This is a genomic window from Thermovibrio guaymasensis (assembly GCF_003633715.1).
Lineage (GTDB): Bacteria > Aquificota > Aquificia > Desulfurobacteriales > Desulfurobacteriaceae > Thermovibrio > Thermovibrio guaymasensis.
In genome coordinates this window covers 144,545-166,938 of record NZ_RBIE01000002.1, presented here as the reverse complement: position 1 = coordinate 166,938, position 22,394 = coordinate 144,545, and the positions used below count along the sequence as shown (strand labels likewise).

The window sequence follows — 22,394 nt, the reverse complement described above, 5'->3', positions numbered from 1 at the left end:
TTTATTCATGAAATACGATTAATCAAGGAAGGCAAGAGTGACTATTACCCGTTGATAGAAGGGAAAGTAGGGGGAAAAAATCCCCCTATTACTTGCAGGAAGGCATCTGGATGAGGCCGACGTTTCCGTCTTTTCTCTTATAGACTACTGTTGCGTTTCCCGTCTCGGCGTTGCAGAAGACGAAGAACTCCCTGTTTGAGCCAAGGAGCTTTAAGACTGCGTCTTCAACTGAGATGGGCTTGTAGAGTTCCGGCTCAACTTCAACTATCTCTATAGGCTTTTCAACAACTTCCTCTTCAACTAGAGTTAGCTGCCTTTTTGCCCTTTGGGCTTCATGTTTTGCAGACGTTTTAACTTTCTCCTTTAACCTCCTCAGCTGCTTTTCGGCCGCATCAACAACGTAGTCAACGGCGGTGTAGAGGTCATCGGTTTCTTTTTTAATTCTTAGTGTGTGGTCAAAGACGTTATAGATTACTATCTCAACCCCTGAGCGGTACTTCTCCTTTCTAACTATTACGTCTGCGAACACCTCCCTTCTGTCGTCATCCCCCAAGTACTTCTCAAGCCTTTTAAACTTTTCCTCAAGTGTGTTCTTGATTGCACCGGTTAGGTCAATCCCGTGGCCAATTAGGTTGAGCTTTAGCTGTGCCATCCCTTCCTCCTTTTCTTTTATCTCTTACTTTTAAATTAAAGACTTTATTGGGAGAGTGTCTATGGAGAGGGAGAAAAAGGTTTACCTGTTATTCTCTGGAGGTCTTGATAGCGTTATAGCCGCAAAGTTACTTCAAAACTTAGGATTTCAAGTTGTTGGAGTTCACATAACTTCCCCCTTCTTTGAGAAGGACCTTTCAAAGGTAAAAGAGCTTGCAGATAGGCTGGGGATTGAGCTTAAGGTTGTTGAGGCTGGAGAAGATTACCTTGAGATGTTGAAAAGTCCAGTTTACGGCTACGGTAAGAACGTTAACCCTTGTATAGACTGTAAAGCTTACATGCTTAAGAAGTTAAAGGAGGTTGCAGGGGAAGAAGGGATAATTGCAACCGGCGAAGTTTTGGGCCAGAGACCCATGTCCCAAAGGCTAGATGCCTTTAGGAGTATTGAGAAGTTAGCAGGTTTGAGGGGAAGAGTCTTGAGGCCCCTTTCTGGAAAGCTCCTTCCGGAGACGGTTTATGAAAGGGAGGGAGTTGTGGATAAGAGGGAGCTCCTTGACTTAAGGGGGCGCTCAAGGAAGAGGTACCCTGAAATTTTAAGGAAGTTGGGTTTAAGCGGGGAGCTCCCAACTCCAGCCGGAGGGTGTCTTCTAACCGAACCCTCTTTTGCAGTTAAGGTTAAAGACCTTATTGAACATGACCAGTTGACCTGGGAGAACGTAAAACTCTTAAAGCTCGGAAGGCACTTTAGGATCGGCAAATGTAAGCTGGTTGTTGGAAGGAATAGGGAAGAGAACGAGAAAATAGCTTCTTTTTCAAAGGATAAGGACCTAATATTGAAAGTTGAGGTAGCTCCTTCCCCCGTTGGTCTTTTAAGGTGTGAGGGAGAACCAGAAAGGGGAGTTCTAGAGACTGCTGCTGGGATAGTTGCCCGCTACTCTGACGCTAAAAGGGAGAAGGAGGTTCCCGTTTCTGTCTACAGGAGTGGTAAACTAATAGAGGTGATTAAAGTTCAACCTAACTTTAATACCGATAAATACGCTTTAAAGGTTTAAGGAGGGAGAGATGCCACTTTTTAAGAAGACCCTTTACTCAACAGACTTTTCACCTTTAGCTGAGGTTGCCTTAGATTACGTTAAGAAACTAAAGGAGGCTGGAGAGGAGGAGGTTGTTGTTGTTCACGTAGTTGACGACCTTTCTGTAGAGCTCCCAGACGGAACGGACCTTATAAAGGAGAAGGATGTTTTTAAGATACTTCCTGAAGTTGACCAGGAGTACGTTGTAAACTTAATTGAAAAGCTGAATTCCATTAAAGAGATCCTTGAAGATGAAAACCTTAAGGTAAAGCTCTACTTGAAGTATGGGAATATTCCTAAACAAATTGTCTCTGTTGCCGATGAGGAAAGTGTAAACATTATAGTTATGGGAGCTCATGGAAAAGGGCTTTTAAGCGAGATTTTACTTGGAAGCGTATCAACAGACGTTATAAGACACGCAAAGTGTCCCGTCTTAATCGTAAAGAAGAGGGAGGAGTGATGCTATTTGAAAAAGTCCTCTATCCTTTTGACATGAGGAAGGCCAGCCTTAACGTTAAGCCTTACATCCTTAAGCTGAAGGACGCTGGCTGTAAAGAAGTTCATATGGTTTACGTGATGATCCCTTCGGAGTGGGGCCTCCTTTCAAAGGAGGAGTTTGATAGCCAAGAAAAGCTTGAAGCCCTTAAGGGAACTATGGAAGAGGGTTTTGTAGATGGTCTTTTTAAAATATTTAACAAAATGAAGGAAATTTCTAAGGAGTTTGAGGAGAACGGAATTAAAACGAGGGTTGTTATCATTCCGGGTGAGCTTGACGAGGTTCTATCTTGGTATGCAGATAAGTACGGTATGAAGCTTGTAGCTATTGGGGTAACTTCAGAGTCCCTCTCTTTCTTTAGAATTGGGAAGATTGTTGATGTGATAAAGGCTGTAAAAGAGCCAATCCTTATAGTAAAAACTCCTGAAGAGGAGGACGGGGAGGTTTAGACCTCCCCTCAATTTCCGAGAACTTCAACAATTGCATCCCTGTAGGTTTTTACCATGAAGTCTATTTCCTCCTCGCTTATTGCAAGGGGAGGCATAATAACGAGAACCGGGCCAAGGGGTCTGGTAAATACTCCCTTTTCAACGATTCTCCTTGAGATCCTCCTTCCAACATCGTCCTTCCATGAAAAGCCCTCTTTTGTTCTCTTGTCCTTAACGAGTTCAATTCCAACCATAAAGCCCTTTCCCCTAATATCGCCTACGTGTTTTAGCTCTGAGAGCTCCTCTTTTAGTCTTTTCCAGAGGTAGTCTATTTTCCCTTTAAGCCCTTCGGGCCACCCCTTTCGTTTAAAGAGCTCTATGTTTTTCAGGGCAACTGCACATCCAAGCTGATTTCCAGTAAACGTGTGGCCGTGGAAGAAGGTCTTTCCGCTTCCGTAATCTCCTCCCCAGAATGCGTCGTAAACCTCGTCAGTTGCGAGGGTTATGGCTAAAGGCATGTAACCTGCAGTTAAACCTTTTGAAATTGCCATTATGTCGGGAGTGACCTTTTCGTGCTGACAGGCAAACCACTTGCCCGTTTTCCCAAAGCCGGTTGCAACTTCATCAAGGATTAAAAGAACTCCATATTTATCGCAGAGCTCCCTTACTCCCCTTAAAAATCCTTCTGGGTGGGCAATTATTCCGGCAGCTGCCTGAACTAGAGGTTCCATAACGACTGCGGCTATCTCGTCTCCTCTTTCTTTGAGAATTTCCTCAAGTTTACTTAGCGAGTAGTTTTTGCACTCTTCAGCTGTACCTTCAAAACGGTAAGGGTGGGGAGCCGGAATTTTAAAAGTTTCAAACATCAATTCTCTAAACATTGAGTGAAAGAGGTCAATCCCTCCTATACTTACCGAACCTATTGTATCCCCGTGGTAGGCCTCTTCAAGCTTTACAAACTTCGTCCTCCTTTTCTCTCCCTTTAACTGCCAGTACTGGTAGGCCATTTTAAGGGCCACTTCCATAGCAGTTGAGCCGTCATCTGAGTAAAAGACGTGGTTTAAACCTTCTGGGGCGATATCTACTACTTCCTTTGCAAGGAGAATTGAAGGGACGTTTGCAAGTCCAAGGAGGGTTGAGTGGGCAATTTTGTTAACCTGTTCTATTATGGCTTCGTTTAGTTCTTTTACGTTATGGCCGTGAACGTTGCACCAAACTGAGCCAACTGCATCAAGGTAACGTTTTCCATCTATATCTATAAGCCAGCACCCTTCTCCCCTTTCAATGACTATCGGTTCGTGTTTAACGTACTCAGCCATTTGAGTAAAGGGGTGCCAGACGTACTTCTTATCCCATTCTTTCAAGACCTTTTTCATCATTACCTCTTGAGAGCGTTAGCTAACTGATAAATTTAAGTGAAAGTACTGAATTTTAAAGGGAAATTTAGTATAGGATGGAGGGGAAGAGGGGAAAGCTCCCCTCTTATCTTAAGCCTTTTGGAGGGCGGCTTTACCTATCTTAACTCCTTCTATAAAGGCGTTCCTGTTGAGGTCAATGAAGCGGGAAGGAACGCTCTTTTCAATTGCCTTTAGGAATGACTCTTCAGAGATTAACGGCTTTCCGTCAAACTGGAGGGTAGTTGCTACCTGGAAAACTCCCAGGGCTACGATGTTCATAACTTGTCTTCTTCCGAGGACTTCAGCAGCAGTCCTTGCAATGGGGGCTGAAACTACTCTGTACATGTTGCAGTCAAGGTCGCACTGGACGAGGTCTTCATCAACGATAACGAGAGCTCCCGGCTTAACGTTTACAAGTATGTCTGCATCAGCCTCACTGCACTCAGGGTCAAGGCGAATAGGTTTTCCCTTTACCATATCGTCGTAGGCTTCTTGGGACTGGATTATTACTGCGTCAAGTTCGGTTGTTTTTGGGAAGTCAATAGGTCTATCTGAAATTACAACGTCTCCAAGTGAAACTCCGCTTCTCATTGCTGCACCGTAGGTGGCTGTTTGAGCAGCCCATAGACCTTCCTCAGCTGCAGCGCTGGCAAGAACGACTGCAGCCAGAATAGAACCTTGACCGGCAGAGCCTATAACTCTAACTTCGTACCTCATTTTTCACCTCCGGATAGCTCCTTTACCTTGTTCCAGTAGAGCTCTGTGTACTCTGGACGGGAATCATCGTGGTACAGAACTCCTCTAGGTATCTTTCCAGCTCTCTTCTCTTCAGGGAGTTTCTCCCACGCCTTAACAGGTATCGTGTTTTCCTTAAACCAGAAGTACATTTCCTCTATGCTCATTCTGTTCTTCCTACCGTAGACGATTGTACAGGGAGAGAGGACCTCAATCAGTGAAAAACCTTTATGTTTAATTCCGTCCATGATTAACTTCTTCAGTTCCATTGCGTGGTAAGCAGTTCCCCTTGCTACGTAGGTAGCACCGGCGGCAATTGCGAGTTTGGCGATATCAAACTGGGGTTCGTAGTTACCGTAGGGGGTTGTTGTTGCGTAAGAGCCAGTTGGAGTTGTAGGTGAAACCTGCCCACCGGTCATACCGTAAATCCAGTTGTTTATGAGGACTACTGTAAGGTCAATGTTCCTCCTGGCTGCGTGGATGAAGTGGTTTCCGCCGATTGCAAGGGCGTCGCCGTCTCCGGTAAAAACGATTGTCGTGAGCTCCGGCCTTGCGAGCTTAAGGCCAGTTGCGAAAGTTGGAGCCCTTCCGTGGGTAGTGTGGAGAGTAAAGCCGTCAAAGTATCCGGGAGTTCTTGAAGAGCACCCGATACCCGAAACCATTGCAACCTTGTCGTTGGGAATTCCCAGCTCGTCAAGTGCCATACAGGTGGCCCTGAAGGCCTGACCAATTCCGCAGCCCGGACACCAAATTGTGGGCATCTTGTTGAGACGGAGGTATTTAAAGTAAGGCTTTTTTTCTATGATTTTCTCCATAGGAATGTTAGGAGTACTCATTACTTACCTCCTTTAGCAATTTCCTCTATCTTTGCGAGGATTTCATGGGGATAGATAATCTTCCCGTTAGCCCTGTTGAGCCTGTAAACGGGAGCTTCCCCCTTGGCACACCTTTCAACCTCAAGGACGTACTGTCCCATGTTGAGCTCGGGAACGAGGATTGCTTTTACGCTCTTTGCGAGTTTATTGAGGGTCTCTTCTGGTGAAGGCCAAATTGTGATTACCCTTAAAAGGCCTACTTTGATTCCCTTTTCCCTTGCAAGGTCAACTGCGGTCTTTGCCGCCCTTGCGGTCGTTCCGAAGGTAACAATTGCAATTTCAGCGTCGTCAAGCTTGTACTCTTCGTTCTTCTCAAGCTCCGGCTGCCTGTTCTTAACCTTCCTAATCAATCTATCAATTAGTTCTTGACACGTCTCCGGGTCGGTTGTGGGAAAACCGGTGTAGTCGTGGTGAAGACCTGTAGCGTGGCCGCGATATCCGGGAGTTCCGTAAGGAGCTATAGCTGGAACGTCGTCCTCTCCAGGCTTATAAGGAAGGTACTCTTCAGGTGGAACGTCGGGCATTTTTCTATCCCAGATTTCCACCTTGTCAGAAGCAAACTGTTCCATATCAACGGTTTCCCTCATGTGGCCGAGAACTTCGTCAAGAAGAAGGACTACCGGGGTTCTGAGCCTCTCTGCCCAGTTGAAAGCCCTTATTGTCTCCTCCATAATTTCCTGAACGTTCCCCGGGTAGAAGACAGGAATGAGCTTATCTCCGTGTGTCCCCCAGAGAGACTGCATGATTTCCTGCTGACCTGGTTGGGTCGGAAGACCGGTTGAGGGACCGCCTCTTTGAACGTTTACAACTACGCAGGGAGCCTCAACCATGAAGGCGTATCCGAGGTTCTCCTGTTTAAGGGAGAATCCAGGTCCGGAAGTTGCCGTCATTGACTTGAGGCCTGCAAAGGAGCCTCCTACCGTTGCTCCCATTGCAGCGATTTCGTCTTCCATCTGGATAAAGACTCCTCCGTACTTAGGTAGGAGCTCCGCCATCTTCTCGGCAATTTCAGAAGAGGGTGTAATCGGGTAGCCTGCGTAGAACCTACAACCTGCAATTATTGCAGCCTCTGCACAGGCATGGTTTCCGTACTTTAACTCTAACTTTGCCATATCCTTCCTCCCTATGCGCTTACTATTTCTTCGTACTCCTCAGGTGTAAAGACGTAGATGCAGAAGTCGGGGCAAATCATCTCACACTGCTTGCACCCTATACACTTTTCGGGGTGGGCAACAGTCATAATTGCTTTAACCTTATCAAGCTTGAGAACCTGTGTGGGACAAACTGCAGCACAGATGTTGCACCCTTTACACCAGTCTTCCTTAACTATAACTATTCCCTTTGCTGCCATCTTTTCCTCCTTACTTTTCTTTAAAGAAGCCCTCTTTCTTTGAGGGCTTTCTCAACCATCTCTCCGATTTCTGCCGGGGTGTTGCACACATATACTCCCGCAGCTTTTAAAGCCTCCATCTTACTCTTTGCGTCTCCTTTACCGCCGGAGATAATTGCTCCTGCGTGTCCCATTCTCCTTCCCGGAGGTGCTGTAACTCCGGCGATGTAGGCTATAACAGGTTTGTCAACACATTCTTTAATGTACTCTGCCGCCTCTTCTTCCATAGTTCCGCCGATTTCACCGATTAGAACTATTGCGTCTGTTTCAGGGTCATTGTTAAACATCTCAACTGCTTCTTTATGGGTAGTTCCTGGAACGGGATCTCCTCCGATTCCTATAACTGTAGATTGGCCGATTCCTCTGCTTGTAAGCTGGTAGGCAGCTTCGTAAGTAAGTGTTCCCGAGCGGGAAACAATGCCGACCCTTCCCTTCTTAAAGATGTGGCCCGGCATTATTCCCATTTTACACTCTTCCGGGGTGATAACGCCTGGACAGTTCGGTCCAACGTATCTGACCTCGGTTCCTTCAAGGGCTCTCTTTACCTTTACCATATCGTTTACGGGGATTCCCTCTGTGATACAGACGATCAGCTTTATTCCTGCATCTGCCGCCTCCATAATTGCGTCTGCGGCAAAGGCAGGGGGAACGAAAATTAGAGAAGCGTTGGCTCCTGTTTCCTTAACGGCTTCCTCTACAGTATTAAAGACTGGAACTTGGTACTTCCCTTCATCATCGGTCCAGGTTAATCCACCTTTACCGGGAGTAACTCCGGCAACTATTTTCGTTCCATAATCAAGACACTGCTTTGCGTGAAAGGAACCCTCTTTACCGGTTAATCCTTGAACTACAACTTTTGTATTTTTATCTATTAAAACGCTCATCTCGTCCTCCCTTATCCTTAAAGTTCACCTTTAGCTGCTTTTACAGCCTTTTGAGCTCCATCTGCCATGTCTTTGGCTGGGATTATGTTGAGGCCGCTTTCCTCAAGCATCTTCCTGCCGATTTCAACGTTCGTTCCCTCTAAGCGGACGATTAAAGGTCTATCAAGCTCAACCTGTTTTGCAGCCTCAATAATTCCTCCGGCGATCCTGTCACACCTTACTATTCCGCCGAAGATGTTTACGAAAATTGCCTTTACCTTTGGGTCTGAAAGGAGGAGCTTAAAAGCAGCAGCAACCCTTTCTACAGTTGCAGTTCCGCCAACGTCAAGGAAGTTTGCAGGCTCTCCTCCAAAGAACTTAATTGTGTCCATAGTTGCCATTGCAAGGCCCGCACCGTTGACCATGCAGCCGATGTTGCCGTTAAGACGAACGTAGTTTAGGTCCCACTTTTTAGCTTCAAGCTCTAGAGGATCTATCTGGGTTGTATCCTCTAGCTCCTGAACATCAGGGTGACGGTAGAGGGCGTTGTCGTCAAAGTCAATTTTTGCGTCAAGACAGATAAAGTTATCCTCCTTTGTCTTTACGAGAGGGTTGATCTCTATGAGAGAAGCATCAAGTTCAAAGTACATTTTTGAAAGAGTTAAAAGGATTTTTACGAATTGATTTATAAGTTTCCTGTCACTTAATCCTATTTTAAAGGCAATTTTCCTTGCCTGGTAAGGGAGTAAACCTATAGCAGGGTCTATATGTTCCTTTATTATGAGTTCTGGATTGGTTTTGGCAATTTCCTCAATTTCCATTCCGCCGGCTGCAGAAACCATGAAAACAGGCCTAGAATTTTCCCTATCAAGGGTTAAGCCTACGTAGAACTCCTTGTCTATGTTAACTCCTTCCTCAACTAGAACGCAGTTAATTGGTAAGCCCTCGGGGTTTTGATAAGTCTTGAGTCGGCTTCCTATCATTTCTGCAGCAATTTTTCCTGCTTCTTCGGGGCTTTTGGCAAGTTTTACCCCTCCTGCCTTTCCCCTTCCTCCAGCATGAACCTGTGCCTTTACTACAACAACGGGGGTTCCAAGCTCTTTTGCGGCACACTCAGCTTCGTGAGCGTTATGGGCAACTATACCCCTTGGAATTGGCAGGCCATACTTTTTGAAGATTTCCTTTGCTTGGTACTCGTGTATTTTCATTTTTGCCTCCCACCTTTGAATTGATAAACATTTTAACAAAATTTTTACAGAATTTTTACATTGATGAGAGACTGCCCTCAAACTCCAGTTCTGTAAGCTCTCTTTGGAGTTTTTCAATATTATCTATTTTAGGTATTTCAACTACTCTGAGATTTATTGATGTTTCCTCTTCAATTTCTTTTATTACTCTTGCGGTTTCCTTAGCTTTTTCTCTAGGGGTAAAGAGTAAGAAGTTATCGCCTGAATACCTGACCATTGTAACGTCAGAGGTTCTTTTCTGGATTTCATTTACTACTTTTTTAAGGATTTCATCCCCCTTCTCCCAGCCCTCCTTTATATTGATCTCTCTTAGTTTAATGATGTCAACGACTATTCCGGAAAGTTCCTTAAACCTGTCTTTTGCTATTTGGTATGCAAGCTCTAAGGCATTTCTATTGAAAACTCCTGTTAGAGAATCCCTCAGGAAGTAGTCAAGCCTTCTTTCCTCAATTTCACTTATTATTTCTCCTTCCAGGTATTCTTCCTCCGGTTCTGGAGGTTCTTCTAGGAGTACAGGAAGGGCAGACCTTACTACCTCCGGGTCGTAAGACTTTCCGGAAAGTTCCCTTATTTCATTTATCGCTTTTTTTCTGTCTAAAGCTTCTCTATATATCCTTTTGCTCGTCATTGCATCGTAGGAGTCTGCTACTGCTATTATTCTTGCAGGTAGTGGTATCTCCTCTCCCTTTAGACCTTCTGGATAGCCACTTCCGTCCCACCTTTCGTGGTGATACTTGATTCCGTCAAGTGCATCTTTGAGGAAGTCAAGGTTCTTAAGGAGTTCGTAACTTAGAATTGGATGGAGTTTTATTATTTCGTACTCTCTGTCTGTCAGTTTTCCAGGCTTTAGAAGGATGCTATCAGGAATTCCTATTTTTCCGATGTCGTGAAGAAGTGCTGCAATGTAAATTTTATTGACCTCATCCTCTGGTAAACCCATTTCTTGAGCTATCCTTTTAGAAAAGAAGGCTACTCTTTCAGAGTGGCCTCTAGTGTAGGAGTCCCTTATTTCTATACCTCTTATGAGACTCTTAATGACTTTATCAAGGAATTCCTTTTCTCTTTTAAGCTGTTTCTGGAGGTTCTCTATAAGGTTTTTTATTTGGACAGAGATTGCAATTGATTTTGTAATATTCTTAATTAAATTTTTATTCTCCTCTGTAAGCTTTTTATCTGTTCTTCTAAAGAAAATTACGTATCCTAAAACGTTAGAGAAAACTGTAAGGGGTATTCCAAATACGTACTTTATGCCGAGTTTTTGCTCTTCTCTTGATAGAATACTTACTTTTGTAGTTTCGACTTCCCTTCCAAGTTCAAGTATATAAGGTTCTATTCCTTCTAATTTATTTAGTTCTTTCATTAACTCCTTGCTTTCCCCTTGAGTTATTAATTTAACCTTGATTCTATTGTTATCAAAATTCTTAATCCCAATTATTACTCCGTCGGTTTTAGTTAATTTTAATACTTTCCTCATTAATTCTATAAATTCGCCGTTAAATCCCTTACCGACTGTAAGAAGTTGTATAAATTGGGAGATTATTTCTGCTCTCTTATCCCTGTCCTTAATACTATCAATCATTCTGTTAATACTTTCCCTTATCTTTCCAAATTCATCCTTTCCTGAGAGGGGGATTTTTTCAAGGGTTCCTTTATAAATTCTGTCAATGTCCCTTTTAATCTTTGAAAGTGGTTCTAAGTATAGTTTCTTAATTGCCACTAAGTAAATGAAAAGGAAGAATCCTGTTAGTACACTTACTGCCGTTGATACATTCTTTGCAATGCTGGAAGCTCTCTTATTTAGCATTTCCTTATCAAGCTCTATTACGACGTTAAGTTTTCCATCTGGAAACAGAAACTCTTTCTTTAGCTCATAAGGTGAATTAGGGGAGCCATCTTTTATTTCTACCCTCTTTATGTAGGGAGCTCTTTCAAGGATTTCTTTGATTTCATCAGCTTTCTTTTTGCTACCTACAGAGACAGCACTTACTTCGGCGTAGTTAAGGGCGTTTTCTAGACTGGACTTTAAGAAGTACTCCTTAGAAAACTCATAAGTTAGAAAGTAACTGCCCAACCCTATTCCGAGAGTTATTAAAAGGGCTAAGAAGGTTAAAACCCAGTATTTGTTACTTTTCATTTACTACCTTGGCACTTTAGGAATTTTATTCCTTCTAACTTCTCTTTTCCAGTTAGGTAGTAAATAACTGCTCCGTCTTTCAGGAGGTCAACTCCGTAGTTCCATCCCTTTAGAATTTCAATTAGCTTTTCCTTTCTCTTAAGTAATCTACTTTTAACGATTAGTACAAATTTCTTTTTTGCTGTTGGCACTTCTCTATTAAACTTTAAAGCAACGGTGCAAATTTTCTTCCAGTTTTCCGATAGGGATTCTACTTTTTTCCCCGTTTCTTCGTCTGTTATTACAATAGTGTACTTACTTAAGTTAATGAATTTTATTAATTCTTTTGTATTTTTAGTTGAATCAATTTTGAATTTAATGCCTCTTTTTTTAAAATATCCAAAAAATCCACTTGCCTTGAAAGGAAGAGAAACTTGTTTATCGGATGTAATTGCGTAGAACGTCTCCTCGTGATGGCACCCCAAGAGAAAGATAGTAATTAACAATACAATAGTTAAATTAAGCTTAAGTTTCATAGTGGTAATATTTTACTTCAAAAACTATTTAATGCACTCTGCAAGAAGATCGCTTATGTGGAGGGATTTAACCTGAGAGTTAATTCTCTCTAGACCTTCAGCTATGTTCATAACACAGCCGGGGCATTCTGTAAGAACAAACTTTGCGTCGGTCTTGTCCGTATTCTTTGCCTTCTTTATCTGAATTTCCTTGGAGATTTCTGGATGTGAAAGCTTAAATGAACCTCCCATTCCGCAACAGTTATCAGCTTCCTCCATGGGAATAAACTCTACGTTTTGGAGAACTTTCAAAACGTCTATAGGGTAGCTTCTTGGAATCTTCTGTCCTCTTACTATGTGGCACGGGTGGTGCCAGGTTACTTTTACCCTCTCTGGGTACTTCCACTTACCAATCTCTTCAATGTTTTCAAAGAGAACCTCTACGAGCTCCCTTACTGGAAACAGGAGTTCCCCGTACTCCTTCTTTAGGACGTGACCGCAGGTTGCACAGGCTGTAACGCAGAAGTCAACTTTTAAGCTTGAGAGTCCTTTTAAGTTTTTCTCTTTCATTTTTTCAAAAGTTTCAAGGTCTCCAGCAAAGAAGGCTGGAGCTCCACAGCAGTACTGCTCCCTTGGTACTATTACAGTGTATCCCAGTATATTTAGGACCTTTACAGTGTTTTCAGCCGTTTCTGTGTAGAAGTTGTTAAACATACACCCTGTAAAGAAGAGGACCTTACCCTTTTCCTTTCCCCTAGCTGGAAAGATTTTGTCTTTACTGTTAAACGGCTTTGACTTGATCTCTGGAAGGAGAACCTTTCCAAGTTTTGGAACTTTAACGGGTAAGAGCCTATTACCGGGACTTCTTGATTTCTTAGTGAAGAGCTTGGTAAAGGGAGAGGCGATTTTCCCAGTAGTTTCAAGTAGCTTCCTGTTTGAGAAGAACTTTATGGCTAATTCCTTTTCGGGGTTTATTCCAACCTTTTTAGCAGCAAGAGCTCTTGCAGATATTATTATCTTTTCATAATCAACCATTACTGGACAAATCTCCGCACACCTTAAGCATGTTGTACACAGGTTAAAGAAGCCTGCAATCTCTTTATCTAGTTCCACCTTTCCCTTATTAACCATATCTGCTAAGAAGATCTTTCCCCTTGCTACGGAGGGCTCTTCGTGGGTAACATTAAAGACGGGGCAGACCTGTCTGCAGGAACCACACCTTACACACTTTTGAAGGAGTTCTTCACTTATTCCGGCTATTTCCCTTTTTTCCATTAACTACTCCTAAAGCGGATAGGTAGTTAAACCTATAACCCTTCAGGTTAACTGGCAAGAATTTGCAAGTGAAAAGAGATTAAAATAAAACCTCTTCTGCAGGGAAAATCGGCCCTTCAACGCAGCACCTTTTATAACCTTTAGTCGTCTTAACTGTACACCCGAGACAGGCTCCAACTCCGCAGGCCATTCTTCTATCAAGTGAGAGGAAGCACTCTACACCGTTCTCCTTAGCTATTTCCTTAACCGCCCTTAGCATGGGGGTTGGTCCGCAAGCTACCCATGTAAAATCTTTAAACAAGTGAAGTCCCTTTGTAACAAATCCTTCCTCTCCAAAGGAGCCGTCTTCAGTGTAGACCTTAAAGTTAATCCCGTACTCTTCAATGAACTCAAGGGCTGAGAGGGTCTTCTTAGACCTCTCCCCGTATAGGAGAAAAACGTTTTTACCCCTTTCTTTAAATTCCTTTGCAGCTAAGAAGAGGCCTCCTATTCCTATTCCACCGGCTATGAAGAGATAGTTATCCTTAGTGTCCGGGATCCAGTTTCCCAGGGGCATTAGTACTTCTATCTCTTCTCCCGGTTCAATCTGGCTTAGTAGTTTCGTTCCCCTTCCGTAAACCCTGTATATGAAGGAGACTTTGTCTTCTTCAACGTTAAAAATGCCTAAAGGCCTTCTCAGAAGGGGGTCAAACTGAAGTTTTGTTCTAACCTGGATCATTGCAAACTGGCCAGGTTTTATCCTCTTAACGGTTTCCCCGTCTGATTTGACCGTTAGTAAGTAGTCGTTCCCTTTAAGGTGTCTGTTTTCAACTACTTTAAGTCCCATTTACTTTTCTCTCTTTGGGCAGATTTTCCCATCTAGGATTTCAAGGAGAGCTATAACAGTTTTCTTGTGTTCCTCTCCTTTCTCATCAACTCCGAATGTGTAGGAGTCGGTTGTGTAGAGGTATCTTGCCCTCTTTGCAGCAACGTGAACTGTCTCGTAGTAGTTCCCGACCTTATTAACTATCGGCTCTAAAGGTATCCTCTTGGCCATTCTTTCCTCCTTTCAGCAGTTTAACTATTTCTTCATCCTTTATGTGGAACTCAAGGTTTTTAAGGAACCTCTTAGTTTTACACTTTTCAGCACTAATGATAGACTTTAACTTATTATAGGCAACTTCTAATACGTCATTTACAACTATGTAATCGTAAAACTTAGCTCTCTTAATCTCTTCCCTTGCTACCTTTAACCTTTTTTCTATGACCTCTTCCGGGTCTGTTCCCCTATTCCTAAGTCTCCTTTCAAGTTCCTCTAAGGATGGGGGAAGTATAAAGATTAAGACTGCTTCAGGGAAGTTTTTCTTAACTTGAAGGGCTCCCTGAGTATCTATGTCAAGGAGGACGTCCTTTCCCTCGTTTAGAGCCTTTAGAACCTGACTTTTGCTCGTCCCGTAGAGGTTTCCATAAACTTCAGCCCACTCAAGGAAGTCCCCTTCTTCTATCCTTTTTAAGAACTCCTCCCTTGAAATGAACCAGTAGTCCTTCCCGTTTACCTCTCCAGGCCTTGGCTTCCTCGTTGTAAATGAAATGGAGAACTCTATGTTCGGAAACTCTTTTAAAAGCATGCGAGTGAGGGTAGTTTTGCCCGTTCCAGAAGGGGCTGAGATTACTATCAAAAGTCCCCTTTCTCTACTCAACATTTTGGACCTGCTCCTTTATCTTTGCAATTTCAGACTTTATCTTTATAACCGGTTCTGTAACGTCAATCTCCTTAACTTTATTCCCGAGAGTGTTTATCTCCCTGTGCATCTCCTGGCAGAGGAAGTCAAGAGTCTTTCCTACAGGTTCGTCTTCAACTTTTAGGAGCTCCCTAAACCTCTTTATGTGGGCCTTTAGCCTTGATACCTCCTCTGATACGTCCTGCCTCTCTGCAAGGAACGCGACTTCAAGCTCAACTCTCTTTGTAAAGTCCTGACTTAACTCCTCACCTTCAAGTAACTTCTTTAGGTTTTCCTTTAACTTTTTAAAGAGCTTCTCCTTTATCTGGGGAAGTTCCCTTTCAATTTGACTCAGAGTTTCCTCAATGTTTTTAAGCCTCTCTTCAAAGTAGACCTTTAGTTTCTCTCCTTCGCTTCTCCTTGCTCTATCAAGTTCCTCTAGGGCTTCCCGGAGTGCTTTAAATAAGGTTTCCTTAAAGGGTTCAGGGTTTAGCTCGTCCTTTATTAGGACTTCTGGAAATGAAAGGACGTCCTTTAAGTTTACTGAAACTTTGGAGTTTGAGAGGGCAGAAAGCCTCCTTGCAACTTCTATAATCTTGATGGCTTCAGCGTAGTTTATCTCAATCGGAACCTGAAATCCGGGGGAAAAGCGGTAGCTTACGTTGAGGTCAACGTCTCCCCTCTTCAAAACCTTTTCTACCTCAGAGTTTATCTGGTTTATTAGAGGGTTAAAGAGCCTTGGGATGTTAAACCTGACTCTTAAATTCTTCCCGTTAACGCTTTTTATTTCAACGGTTATGCGTATTTTCTCATCTTCTGCTACTGCCCTTCCGAAGCCTGTCATACTCTTCACTGGACACTCCTAAAGAGGGATTGGTTAACTTTAATGGTTGCCTTCTGCCTAAGTAGGTTTAGTAGGTTCTGGTAGTCACTATCTCTCTTTACGTTGAGGACAAACTCCTTTAACCTCTTCAGTTTATCCTCTTCAAACTCATTGACTTCAGGCTCGGTAGTTGGAACTAAAACTGCAAATCCCCCTTCAACCGGAAGGATTAACTTCTTTCCTACCTTTGCATTAAGGAGCTCTTCAGGGTTTGTAGTTGGAAGGAGCTTTAACTTCTTAACGAGCTCTGATACGTCAACTTTCCCAGTTTCCTCATTTAACTCTCCTTTAAAAGTTTCTGCCTCCTTTTTTGCCATCTCAAGGGCTTTCTGCTCCCTTAGTGCCCTCTCTATTTCCCCTCTAACTTCGTTAAGGCTTTTATACTGTTCCTCCTTTAATTTAAAGGCCAGCTCCAGGCCATTTTCCTGTGAGCGAAAAGAGAATCCCTTTTCTTTAACTTTCTCTATGAGCTCCTTATCCTTGAGGGGCTGAGGTTTCATTTCCATTAGCTCCTTGAACTTGCCCTCTTTTGCCAATTTGTAGGCCTTTCTCGCCCTTTCCTCTCCTTCTTTAGTCTTTGGAAACTTTAAGACGTAGTAGCTTTCCCTCTCTCCTTTCTTAAAGATTTCCCTGTTGTTTTTGTAAAATTCCTCAATCTCCTTCTGGGAAACTTGCGGCTTAAAGTCCTTGCTCAAGAACAGTTTATACTTGAAGTTCCTCTTTCCAAATACTTTCCTGTAGAGCTCTTTAATCTCAAACTGGCTTACAGATGGAGCCCTATTAACGGCTGTAAGGACTTTCTGAATCAGTAAGTCCTCCCTAACCATATCCTCAAAGGTTTGAGGGGTCATACGTCTTGACTCTAAGAACTTCTTGTAGAGCTCAAGTGAGAACTTTCCATTTTCCTGGAACGCCGGGATTTCCTCAATGTACTTTGCAACAGCCCAGTCGCTAACTTTTAAACCTTCTTCCTCTGCAAGCTGGAGTAGGAGTTTCCTAGTGATAAGTCTGTTCAGTGTTATTTTCTTAATGTCGTCTTCCTTAACGAACTTCCTGAAGTTGTCTCCTAACTTCTTCTTAAGTGAGGTGACGGTGTTCTGGTATTCCCTGTTAAACTCGGTAAGTGTAATTCCTTCACCGTTAACCGTTGCAACTTCGTTACCTGAAGGGCCTGAAACAGACCCTTTTCCCCACACTAAGAAGATGGTTCCTATAAATGAGGCTGCTACAATCCACAGGGGAAAGCTAAAGGCCCTTAAGTTCTTCCTAATTTTTGAAAGCATTAACCCTCCGGTTGAAAATCGGTTGGCCAGATTTATACTTAAAATCAGGAATTATCTCAAGGGAGTTTCTAGGTGAAAAAAGGTTTTCAGGAGAGGAAAGAGGAGCTTAGAGACATTCTCAGGAAAGCTGAAAAATTGATTGAACTTAAAAGCTTTAAGAGGGCAGTTGAAGAGCTGGAGAGGGTTAAATTCAGGGATGTTGACTACTACCTTCTCCTTGCTCAGGCCTATGAGGGTTTAGGTAACCACGAGAAGGCTGAGAGTTACTTAGAGGAGGCCCGCTTCCTTGATACTGAACTCCGTTCTAGGGAGCTCCTTCAAAGGGGTATTACGCTGGCCTCCATGAGGAACTTTAAGGCTGCGGAGAAGGAGCTCCTTGAGAGCTTAAAGCTCAATCCTTTTGAGAAGGAAACCTATTTGGAGCTCTACCGCCTCTACAGGGAAACTAACAACCACAAGAAGATGGTAAAGACCCTTGAGGAGCTCATTACTTTAGAGCCTTACATGGCCTTCCCTTACCTTGAGCTTGCAAAGCACTACTTATTAAGGAGGCGCTTCAGTAAGGCGGCAGATGTTCTAAGGGAGGCCTCTGAGAGGATTGAAAGCCCAGAAATCCACTATGAGCTTGGGAAGGTCTATGCCGAGTGGGGTAAGACCGAGGAGGCCAAAGAGGAGCTCAGGAAGGCCTGCAGGCTTGACTTTAAGAACGTTGAGTACAGGCAGAAGTTGGCAGAAGTTTTGGTAAGTGAGGAGGAGTACGAAGAGGCTCTAGATGTAGTTCTTGGAACTTTGGAGCTCTACCCGGAGGCTGTTTACGTCCTTCAGAGTGCCGGAGCTCTCTACGATATGCTCGGAAATGAAGAGCTTGCAGAGTACTACTACAGGAAGGCTGTTTCGGTCTCTGAAGGTTTTATGAAGGAGGACGCTCAAAAGCTCCTTGCCGAGTTCTTTGTTGAGAAAGGAAGGTACGACCAGGCTGAGGAGATCCTCTGGGACCTCCTTAAGAATACCGATAACTTCTGGGTTCTCATGGATGCCTTCTCTGAGCTTGCAGTTATCCTAATTGAGCAGGAGAGGTATTCAGATATAGTTAGGGCAGGAAAGGAGGTCCTTGAAAACCCTGAGATTAGCGATGAGGAGTTTGGGGAAGTCGGAGAGATAGTTGCAGATGCTCTCTTTGAGGAAGGCAAAGTAGAGGAAGCTTTAGACTTTTACAACCAGGTCCTTGAAGTTTCAACTGACCAGAAACTCATTAAGAGGGTAAAAGAGAAGGTTGATGAGATTAAGGAGATAAAGGAGCTTGAGAAGCTCCTCTAAATCCTCCTTTTTATTTCCTCTTTGAGCTCTTTTAGCCCCCAGCCTTTAGTCGCTGAAACGAAGACGACGGGAGTATCTTCCGGAATTACGCCGGCAATTCTGTGGTAGAGTTCCTTTGCCTCTTGGGGGCTCCTTACGAGCTTATCAACCTTATTTGCCACGAAGATCTTGGGCTTATCCCAGCTCTTTAACTTCTTTAGGGTTTCTTCAACTGAACGGAGCTCTTCCTCAACTTTATCAGAGGATATATCAAAGACTATTAGTAGGAGGTCGGCTTCTCTTACTTCGCTTAAGGTAGCCCTAAAGGAGGCGACCAGCTCGTGGGGAAGGTTCTTTATAAAACCTACAGTGTCGGAGATTAAAACCTGCCTTCCGTCAAGGAAGAGGCTACCAGTTTTTACGTCAAGGGTTGCAAAGGGCATGTCCTTTATAAAGACGTCCTTTTTAGTAAGGGCTTTTACTAGCGTGGACTTTCCAACGTTTGTATAGCCTACAACTGCTATCGTCTTAAAACCTCTCTTCCTTCTGGAACCTCTCATTAAATCCTGTCTCTTTAAGACCTCGTTGAGCTCCTTCCTAAGCTTGTGGATCTTCCTCCTTATAGCCCTGGCTTCAACTTCACTCTTTGTCTCTCCTGGACCTCTCGTTCCAACTCCTCCTCCTAACCTTGAAAGTTCCTTACCGAACCCCCTAAGGTGGGAAAGCTGGTAGTAGCTCTTTGCTAGTTCAACCTGGAGCTTTGCCTCCTTTGTTTTTGCCCTCCTTGCAAATATTTCAAGGATTACCTCTGTCCTGTCTATTACCGGTAGGCCGGTTAGTTCCTCAATATTCCTCTTCTGTGAAGCACTTAGAGGGTGGTAGGCAACAAGGAGAGTTGCCTTTGAAAGGTCTGCCTCTTTAAGTTTTCCCTTCCCTATGTAAGTTGAAGGTGAAAAGGAAGCCCTCTTTTGAACTACCTCACCTACGACCTCTCCTCCCAGTGCTTCCACAAGTCCTTTTAGTTCCTCTAGGTCAATTTCTTCCTTTGGTCTCTTTACAGCTATTACTACAACTTTTTCTTTCTCTAGCTCCATCTCTTCCCCGTTGTGAACTTTTTACAATTTGTTTACAATTTAAGTTACCTATAAAGACTGGAGGTACTATGTTCAGAGGTGGAAATATAAACCAGCTCATGAAAATGGCTAAGCAGCTTCAACAGCAAGCTGCAAAACTGAAAGAGGAGATTGAGAGTAGGGAGTTTGTAGGAACTGCCGGCGGTGGAGCTGTAAAGGTTGTTGCAAAGGGTTCAGGAGAGATAGTCTCGGTTGAAATCTCTCCAGAGCTTTTAAACCCTGAAGAGAAGGAGATGGTTCAGGATTTAATAGTAGTTGCAGCCAATCAGGCCCTCAAAGAGGGTAGGGAGACTTTAGCTAAGGAGATGGAGAGGTTAACGGGTGGCCTTGGAATAGACCTTGGAGGTCTGTTTTGATATATCCTGAGAACCTTGAACTCTTAATTGAGTACCTTTCAGAGGTTCCGGGAATTAGTGAGAGGGCAGCTGAAAGGGTTGTTCTCCTACTTTCAAAACTTCCGGAGGAGAGAAAGAGGGTTGTTATAAATGCCCTGAGGGAGCTTGAAGAGGTTACACCTTGTCCAGAGTGTGGTCTTCCCTCTTCTTCAGGTCAACTTTGTAGGATCTGCACTGATGAGGAAAGGGATAGGAAAGTAGTTTGTGTAGTCGAACAGCCAAGGGATGCCCTTTCAATAGAGAAGTTAGGTGAGTTTAACGGACTTTACCACGTTTTGGGGGGGGTCATCTCCCCTTTAGAAGATGTATCTCCTGAAGACCTTAATATAGAAAAGCTCTTTTCAAGAATTAAGGAAAAGGGTATAGAAAGCGTAATAATTGCCCTTAATCCAACAGTTGAGGGGGAAGCAACTTCAAAGTTTCTCCTTGATAGGCTGTCAAAGATGGGTGTGAAGGTTTACAGGATAGGGTACGGAATCCCCTACGGAGGAACTATTGACGCTTCAGATGAGCTTACGCTCAGGAAAGCCTTTGAGGATAAGAAACTCATATCTGGAGGAGAGTAATGATAGAAATTAGATGGCACGCCCGTGGAGGTCAGGGTGCCGTTACGGCATCAAAGATGTTGGCTTCTGCTGTAATTAAGGAAGGTAAGTATGCCCAAAGTAACCCAGATTACGGAGCTGAGAGGAGTGGAGCTCCGCTGAGGGCCTACAACAGGGTTTCTGAAGAACCTATAACACTTCACTGTATGGTCATCAATCCGGATATAGTTGTAGTAGTTGACCCAACTCTCCTTAAGGCAGTTCCCTTCTTAGAAGGAACTGATGAGAGTGCGACTTTAATTATCAACACTGATAAGACGCCTAGCGAGATAAGGGAGAAGTACGGCATTCAGGGAAGGAAGATCTACACGGTAGATGCCACAAAGATCGCTATGGAGGAGCTTAAGAGACCTCTAATGAACGTTCCCATGCTTGGAGCTCTGGTTAAGGTTCTTGGCAGTATTGTAAAGGTTGAAACGGTTGAGGAGGAAATTAAAAAGACCTTTGGTAAGAAACTCTCTGAAAATGCCCTTAATGCAAACGTAAGGGCTCTATACAGAGCTTACGAGGAGGTACAGTCAGAATGAACGGGAAGAGCTGGAGAGAAATGCCAATAGGTGCAGTAATACCAGAACCTGGTTCAAGTGAGAAGTACAATACTGGAGAGTGGAGGGCCTGGAGGCCTGTATTTGAGGCTGAAAAGTGCGTTAACTGTATGATCTGCTGGGTGTTCTGTCCCGATTCGTGTATCTTAGTTAAAGAAGAAAAGATGGTAGGAGTTGATTACGACCACTGTAAAGGGTGCGGAATCTGTGCCCATGAGTGTCCTACAAATGCCCTTAAGATGAAACCAGAATACCTGTTCCGTGAGGAGGACTAACTATGAGGCCTGAGCTTATAAAAGAGGTTACCTACGTTCCCTATTCGGGAAACATGGCAGCTGCAGAGGCTATGAGGCAGATTAACCCTGACGTTGTAGCTGCCTACCCTATTACTCCCCAAACTGAGCTTATGCAGTTCTTTGCAGATTTCGTTGCAAACGGTCTCGTTGATACGGAGTACATTCCCGTTGAGAGTGAGCACTCTGCTATGTCTGCCTGTGTAGGTGCTGCTGCGGCCGGTAGCAGGGCTATGACGGCTACTGCAGGTCCTGGACTTGCCTACATGTGGGAAGTTCTAGGAATAGCTTCAGGAATGAGGTTGCCGATCGTTATGACGGTTGTTAATAGAGCTCTCTCTGCTCCCATTAACATTCACGGAGACCAGTCGGATATGATGGGAGCAAGGGATCAAGGTTGGATTATGCTCTTTTCAGAGAATGCAGAGGAGCAGTACGACAACTTAGTACAGGCCTTTAAGATTGCCGAGGATGAGAGAACCCGCCTTCCAGTTATGGTAGGAATGGACGGTTTCGTTATCTCCCATGCAATAGAGAGAGTTAGGCTCCTTCCAGATAAGGCAGTTGAGGAATTTGTGGGAGAGCCCAAGGTTATGTTCCCACTTCTTGACGTAGATAACCCTGTAACTCACGGCCCCGTTGCTATGACCGACTCTTACATGGAGTTTAAGCGTCAGCAGAGAGAAGCCATGATGGAGGCCTATAAGGTTATAAGGGAGGTAGGCCAGCAGTTTGAAGAGGCCTTTGGAAGGAAGTATGAACACATTGAGACCTACATGATTGATGATGCAGACTACGTTCTAATTATTATAGGTTCAACTGCTGGAACTGCTAAGTACGTGATTAAGAAGTTAAGAGAAGAGAAAGGAATAAAGGTAGGTTTAATCAAGATAAGAACTTATAGGCCGTTCCCTTACTACGACGTTATGGATGCACTGGAAGCCTCAAACGCTAAGGCTGTTGGTGTTTTTGATAGAGCGGAGACTTTCGGTGCAGTTGGAGGGCCTCTTTACAGTGACGTAGCAACAGCCATGTACTTGAGGGGTAAAACTTACCCTATCGTGAGCTTTATATACGGACTCGGTGGAAGGGATACAAACGTTCACCACATTGAAGAGGCCATTGATAAGGTAATGGCAAAGGCAGCTGGGAAAGAAGTTCCACTTATAAACTACCTTAACCTTAACGAGTAATGGAGGAAAT

The 22,394-nt window shown here is 43.8% G+C and carries 26 protein-coding genes; 9 read left to right on the top strand and 17 right to left on the bottom strand.

The window, feature by feature from the left end:
• Positions 1-88: 88 nt before the first annotated feature.
• Positions 89-652 carry a ribosome hibernation-promoting factor, HPF/YfiA family gene (hpf, locus tag C7457_RS06040; RefSeq protein ID WP_121171085.1) on the bottom strand — a complete coding sequence of 188 codons (564 nt, stop codon included), beginning with the start codon at positions 650-652 and terminating at the stop codon, positions 89-91.
• Positions 653-713: 61 nt separating this feature from the next.
• On the opposite strand from hpf, the gene C7457_RS06035 reads away from it, so the two are divergent.
• Genes C7457_RS06035 through C7457_RS06025 form a run of 3 tightly spaced genes read left to right on the top strand, consistent with a single transcriptional unit; the run spans position 714 to position 2,669 of the window.
• The gene (locus C7457_RS06035; protein WP_121171083.1) at positions 714-1,703 is read left to right on the top strand and encodes a DUF814 domain-containing protein; all 990 of its coding nucleotides are present in this window, start codon (positions 714-716) and stop codon (positions 1,701-1,703) included.
• A 10-nt stretch (positions 1,704-1,713) separates the two neighbouring features.
• Positions 1,714-2,184, top strand: a complete 471-nt coding sequence (locus C7457_RS06030; RefSeq protein ID WP_121171081.1) for a universal stress protein — start codon at positions 1,714-1,716, stop codon at positions 2,182-2,184.
• Positions 2,184-2,669, top strand: coding sequence for a TCP-1/cpn60 chaperonin family protein (locus C7457_RS06025; RefSeq protein WP_121171079.1), 486 nt, complete (start codon positions 2,184-2,186; stop codon positions 2,667-2,669). The genes C7457_RS06030 and C7457_RS06025 overlap by 1 nt, the downstream gene beginning before the upstream one ends.
• A gap of 8 nt (positions 2,670-2,677) precedes the next feature.
• Here the strand turns inward: C7457_RS06025 and bioA are convergent, their stop codons facing one another.
• The 15 genes from bioA to C7457_RS05950 form a co-directional block, all read right to left on the bottom strand.
• Entirely contained in the window at positions 2,678-4,027 is a 1,350-nt protein-coding gene (gene bioA, locus C7457_RS06020) for an adenosylmethionine--8-amino-7-oxononanoate transaminase (protein ID WP_121171077.1), read from the bottom strand.
• 108 nt (positions 4,028-4,135) lie between these two features.
• Positions 4,136-4,762, bottom strand: coding sequence for a 2-oxoacid:acceptor oxidoreductase family protein (locus tag C7457_RS06015; RefSeq protein WP_121171075.1), 627 nt, complete (start codon positions 4,760-4,762; stop codon positions 4,136-4,138).
• On the bottom strand, positions 4,759-5,616 hold the full coding sequence (locus tag C7457_RS06010; protein ID WP_121171073.1) for a 2-oxoacid:ferredoxin oxidoreductase subunit beta: 858 nt from the start codon (positions 5,614-5,616) through the stop codon (positions 4,759-4,761). Before C7457_RS06010 ends, C7457_RS06015 begins: the two co-directional genes overlap by 4 nt.
• The gene (locus C7457_RS06005) at positions 5,616-6,767 is read right to left on the bottom strand and encodes a 2-oxoacid:acceptor oxidoreductase subunit alpha (protein WP_121171071.1); all 1,152 of its coding nucleotides are present in this window, start codon (positions 6,765-6,767) and stop codon (positions 5,616-5,618) included. The genes C7457_RS06010 and C7457_RS06005 overlap by 1 nt, the downstream gene beginning before the upstream one ends.
• A gap of 11 nt (positions 6,768-6,778) precedes the next feature.
• Positions 6,779-7,006, bottom strand: coding sequence for a 4Fe-4S binding protein (locus tag C7457_RS06000; protein ID WP_121171069.1), 228 nt, complete (start codon positions 7,004-7,006; stop codon positions 6,779-6,781).
• 20 nt (positions 7,007-7,026) lie between these two features.
• Positions 7,027-7,929, bottom strand: a complete 903-nt coding sequence (gene sucD, locus C7457_RS05995) for a succinate--CoA ligase subunit alpha (RefSeq protein WP_121171067.1) — start codon at positions 7,927-7,929, stop codon at positions 7,027-7,029.
• Between the two features lie 17 nt (positions 7,930-7,946).
• Complete coding sequence (sucC, locus tag C7457_RS05990; RefSeq protein WP_121171065.1) at positions 7,947-9,116, bottom strand: ADP-forming succinate--CoA ligase subunit beta; 1,170 nt, start codon at positions 9,114-9,116, stop codon at positions 7,947-7,949.
• 55 nt (positions 9,117-9,171) lie between these two features.
• The gene (locus C7457_RS05985; RefSeq protein ID WP_121171063.1) at positions 9,172-11,289 is read right to left on the bottom strand and encodes an HD domain-containing phosphohydrolase; all 2,118 of its coding nucleotides are present in this window, start codon (positions 11,287-11,289) and stop codon (positions 9,172-9,174) included.
• On the bottom strand, positions 11,286-11,804 hold the full coding sequence (locus C7457_RS05980; protein WP_121171061.1) for a hypothetical protein: 519 nt from the start codon (positions 11,802-11,804) through the stop codon (positions 11,286-11,288). Before C7457_RS05980 ends, C7457_RS05985 begins: the two co-directional genes overlap by 4 nt.
• Positions 11,805-11,828: 24 nt before the next feature.
• Positions 11,829-13,058, bottom strand: a complete 1,230-nt coding sequence (locus C7457_RS05975) for a (Fe-S)-binding protein (protein WP_121171059.1) — start codon at positions 13,056-13,058, stop codon at positions 11,829-11,831.
• 79 nt (positions 13,059-13,137) lie between these two features.
• Complete coding sequence (locus C7457_RS05970; protein WP_121171057.1) at positions 13,138-13,884, bottom strand: dihydroorotate dehydrogenase electron transfer subunit; 747 nt, start codon at positions 13,882-13,884, stop codon at positions 13,138-13,140.
• Positions 13,885-14,094, bottom strand: coding sequence for a DNA-directed RNA polymerase subunit omega (gene rpoZ / locus C7457_RS05965; protein ID WP_121171055.1), 210 nt, complete (start codon positions 14,092-14,094; stop codon positions 13,885-13,887).
• Positions 14,060-14,740, bottom strand: a complete 681-nt coding sequence (gmk, locus tag C7457_RS05960) for a guanylate kinase (protein WP_121171053.1) — start codon at positions 14,738-14,740, stop codon at positions 14,060-14,062. Before gmk ends, rpoZ begins: the two co-directional genes overlap by 35 nt.
• A complete protein-coding gene (locus tag C7457_RS05955; RefSeq protein WP_245939608.1) occupies positions 14,730-15,602 on the bottom strand; it encodes a YicC/YloC family endoribonuclease in 873 nt (290 codons plus the stop codon). Before C7457_RS05955 ends, gmk begins: the two co-directional genes overlap by 11 nt.
• Positions 15,603-15,607: 5 nt before the next feature.
• On the bottom strand, positions 15,608-16,924 hold the full coding sequence (locus C7457_RS05950; protein WP_121171049.1) for a peptidylprolyl isomerase: 1,317 nt from the start codon (positions 16,922-16,924) through the stop codon (positions 15,608-15,610).
• Positions 16,925-16,996: 72 nt separating this feature from the next.
• On the opposite strand from C7457_RS05950, the gene C7457_RS05945 reads away from it, so the two are divergent.
• Positions 16,997-18,241 carry a tetratricopeptide repeat protein gene (locus C7457_RS05945; protein WP_121171047.1) on the top strand — a complete coding sequence of 415 codons (1,245 nt, stop codon included), beginning with the start codon at positions 16,997-16,999 and terminating at the stop codon, positions 18,239-18,241.
• Here the strand turns inward: C7457_RS05945 and hflX are convergent.
• On the bottom strand, positions 18,238-19,314 hold the full coding sequence (gene hflX / locus C7457_RS05940; RefSeq protein WP_121171045.1) for a GTPase HflX: 1,077 nt from the start codon (positions 19,312-19,314) through the stop codon (positions 18,238-18,240). The two genes, C7457_RS05945 and hflX, sit on opposite strands and share 4 nt — an antisense overlap.
• 68 nt (positions 19,315-19,382) lie before the next feature.
• On the opposite strand from hflX, the gene C7457_RS05935 reads away from it, so the two are divergent.
• From C7457_RS05935 to porA, 5 genes are read left to right on the top strand one after another with little or no spacing between them, the layout of a single operon-like run.
• On the top strand, positions 19,383-19,709 hold the full coding sequence (locus C7457_RS05935; protein WP_121171043.1) for a YbaB/EbfC family nucleoid-associated protein: 327 nt from the start codon (positions 19,383-19,385) through the stop codon (positions 19,707-19,709).
• Entirely contained in the window at positions 19,706-20,314 is a 609-nt protein-coding gene (recR, locus tag C7457_RS05930) for a recombination mediator RecR (RefSeq protein WP_121171041.1), read from the top strand. Before C7457_RS05935 ends, recR begins: the two co-directional genes overlap by 4 nt.
• On the top strand, positions 20,314-20,880 hold the full coding sequence (locus C7457_RS05925; protein WP_121171039.1) for a 2-oxoacid:acceptor oxidoreductase subunit gamma family protein: 567 nt from the start codon (positions 20,314-20,316) through the stop codon (positions 20,878-20,880). The genes recR and C7457_RS05925 overlap by 1 nt, the downstream gene beginning before the upstream one ends.
• Positions 20,877-21,173 carry a pyruvate synthase subunit PorD gene (porD, locus tag C7457_RS05920; RefSeq protein ID WP_121171037.1) on the top strand — a complete coding sequence of 99 codons (297 nt, stop codon included), beginning with the start codon at positions 20,877-20,879 and terminating at the stop codon, positions 21,171-21,173. The genes C7457_RS05925 and porD overlap by 4 nt, the downstream gene beginning before the upstream one ends.
• 2 nt (positions 21,174-21,175) lie before the next feature.
• Positions 21,176-22,384, top strand: a complete 1,209-nt coding sequence (gene porA / locus C7457_RS05915; protein WP_121171035.1) for a pyruvate ferredoxin oxidoreductase — start codon at positions 21,176-21,178, stop codon at positions 22,382-22,384.
• Positions 22,385-22,394: the final 10 nt, after the last annotated feature.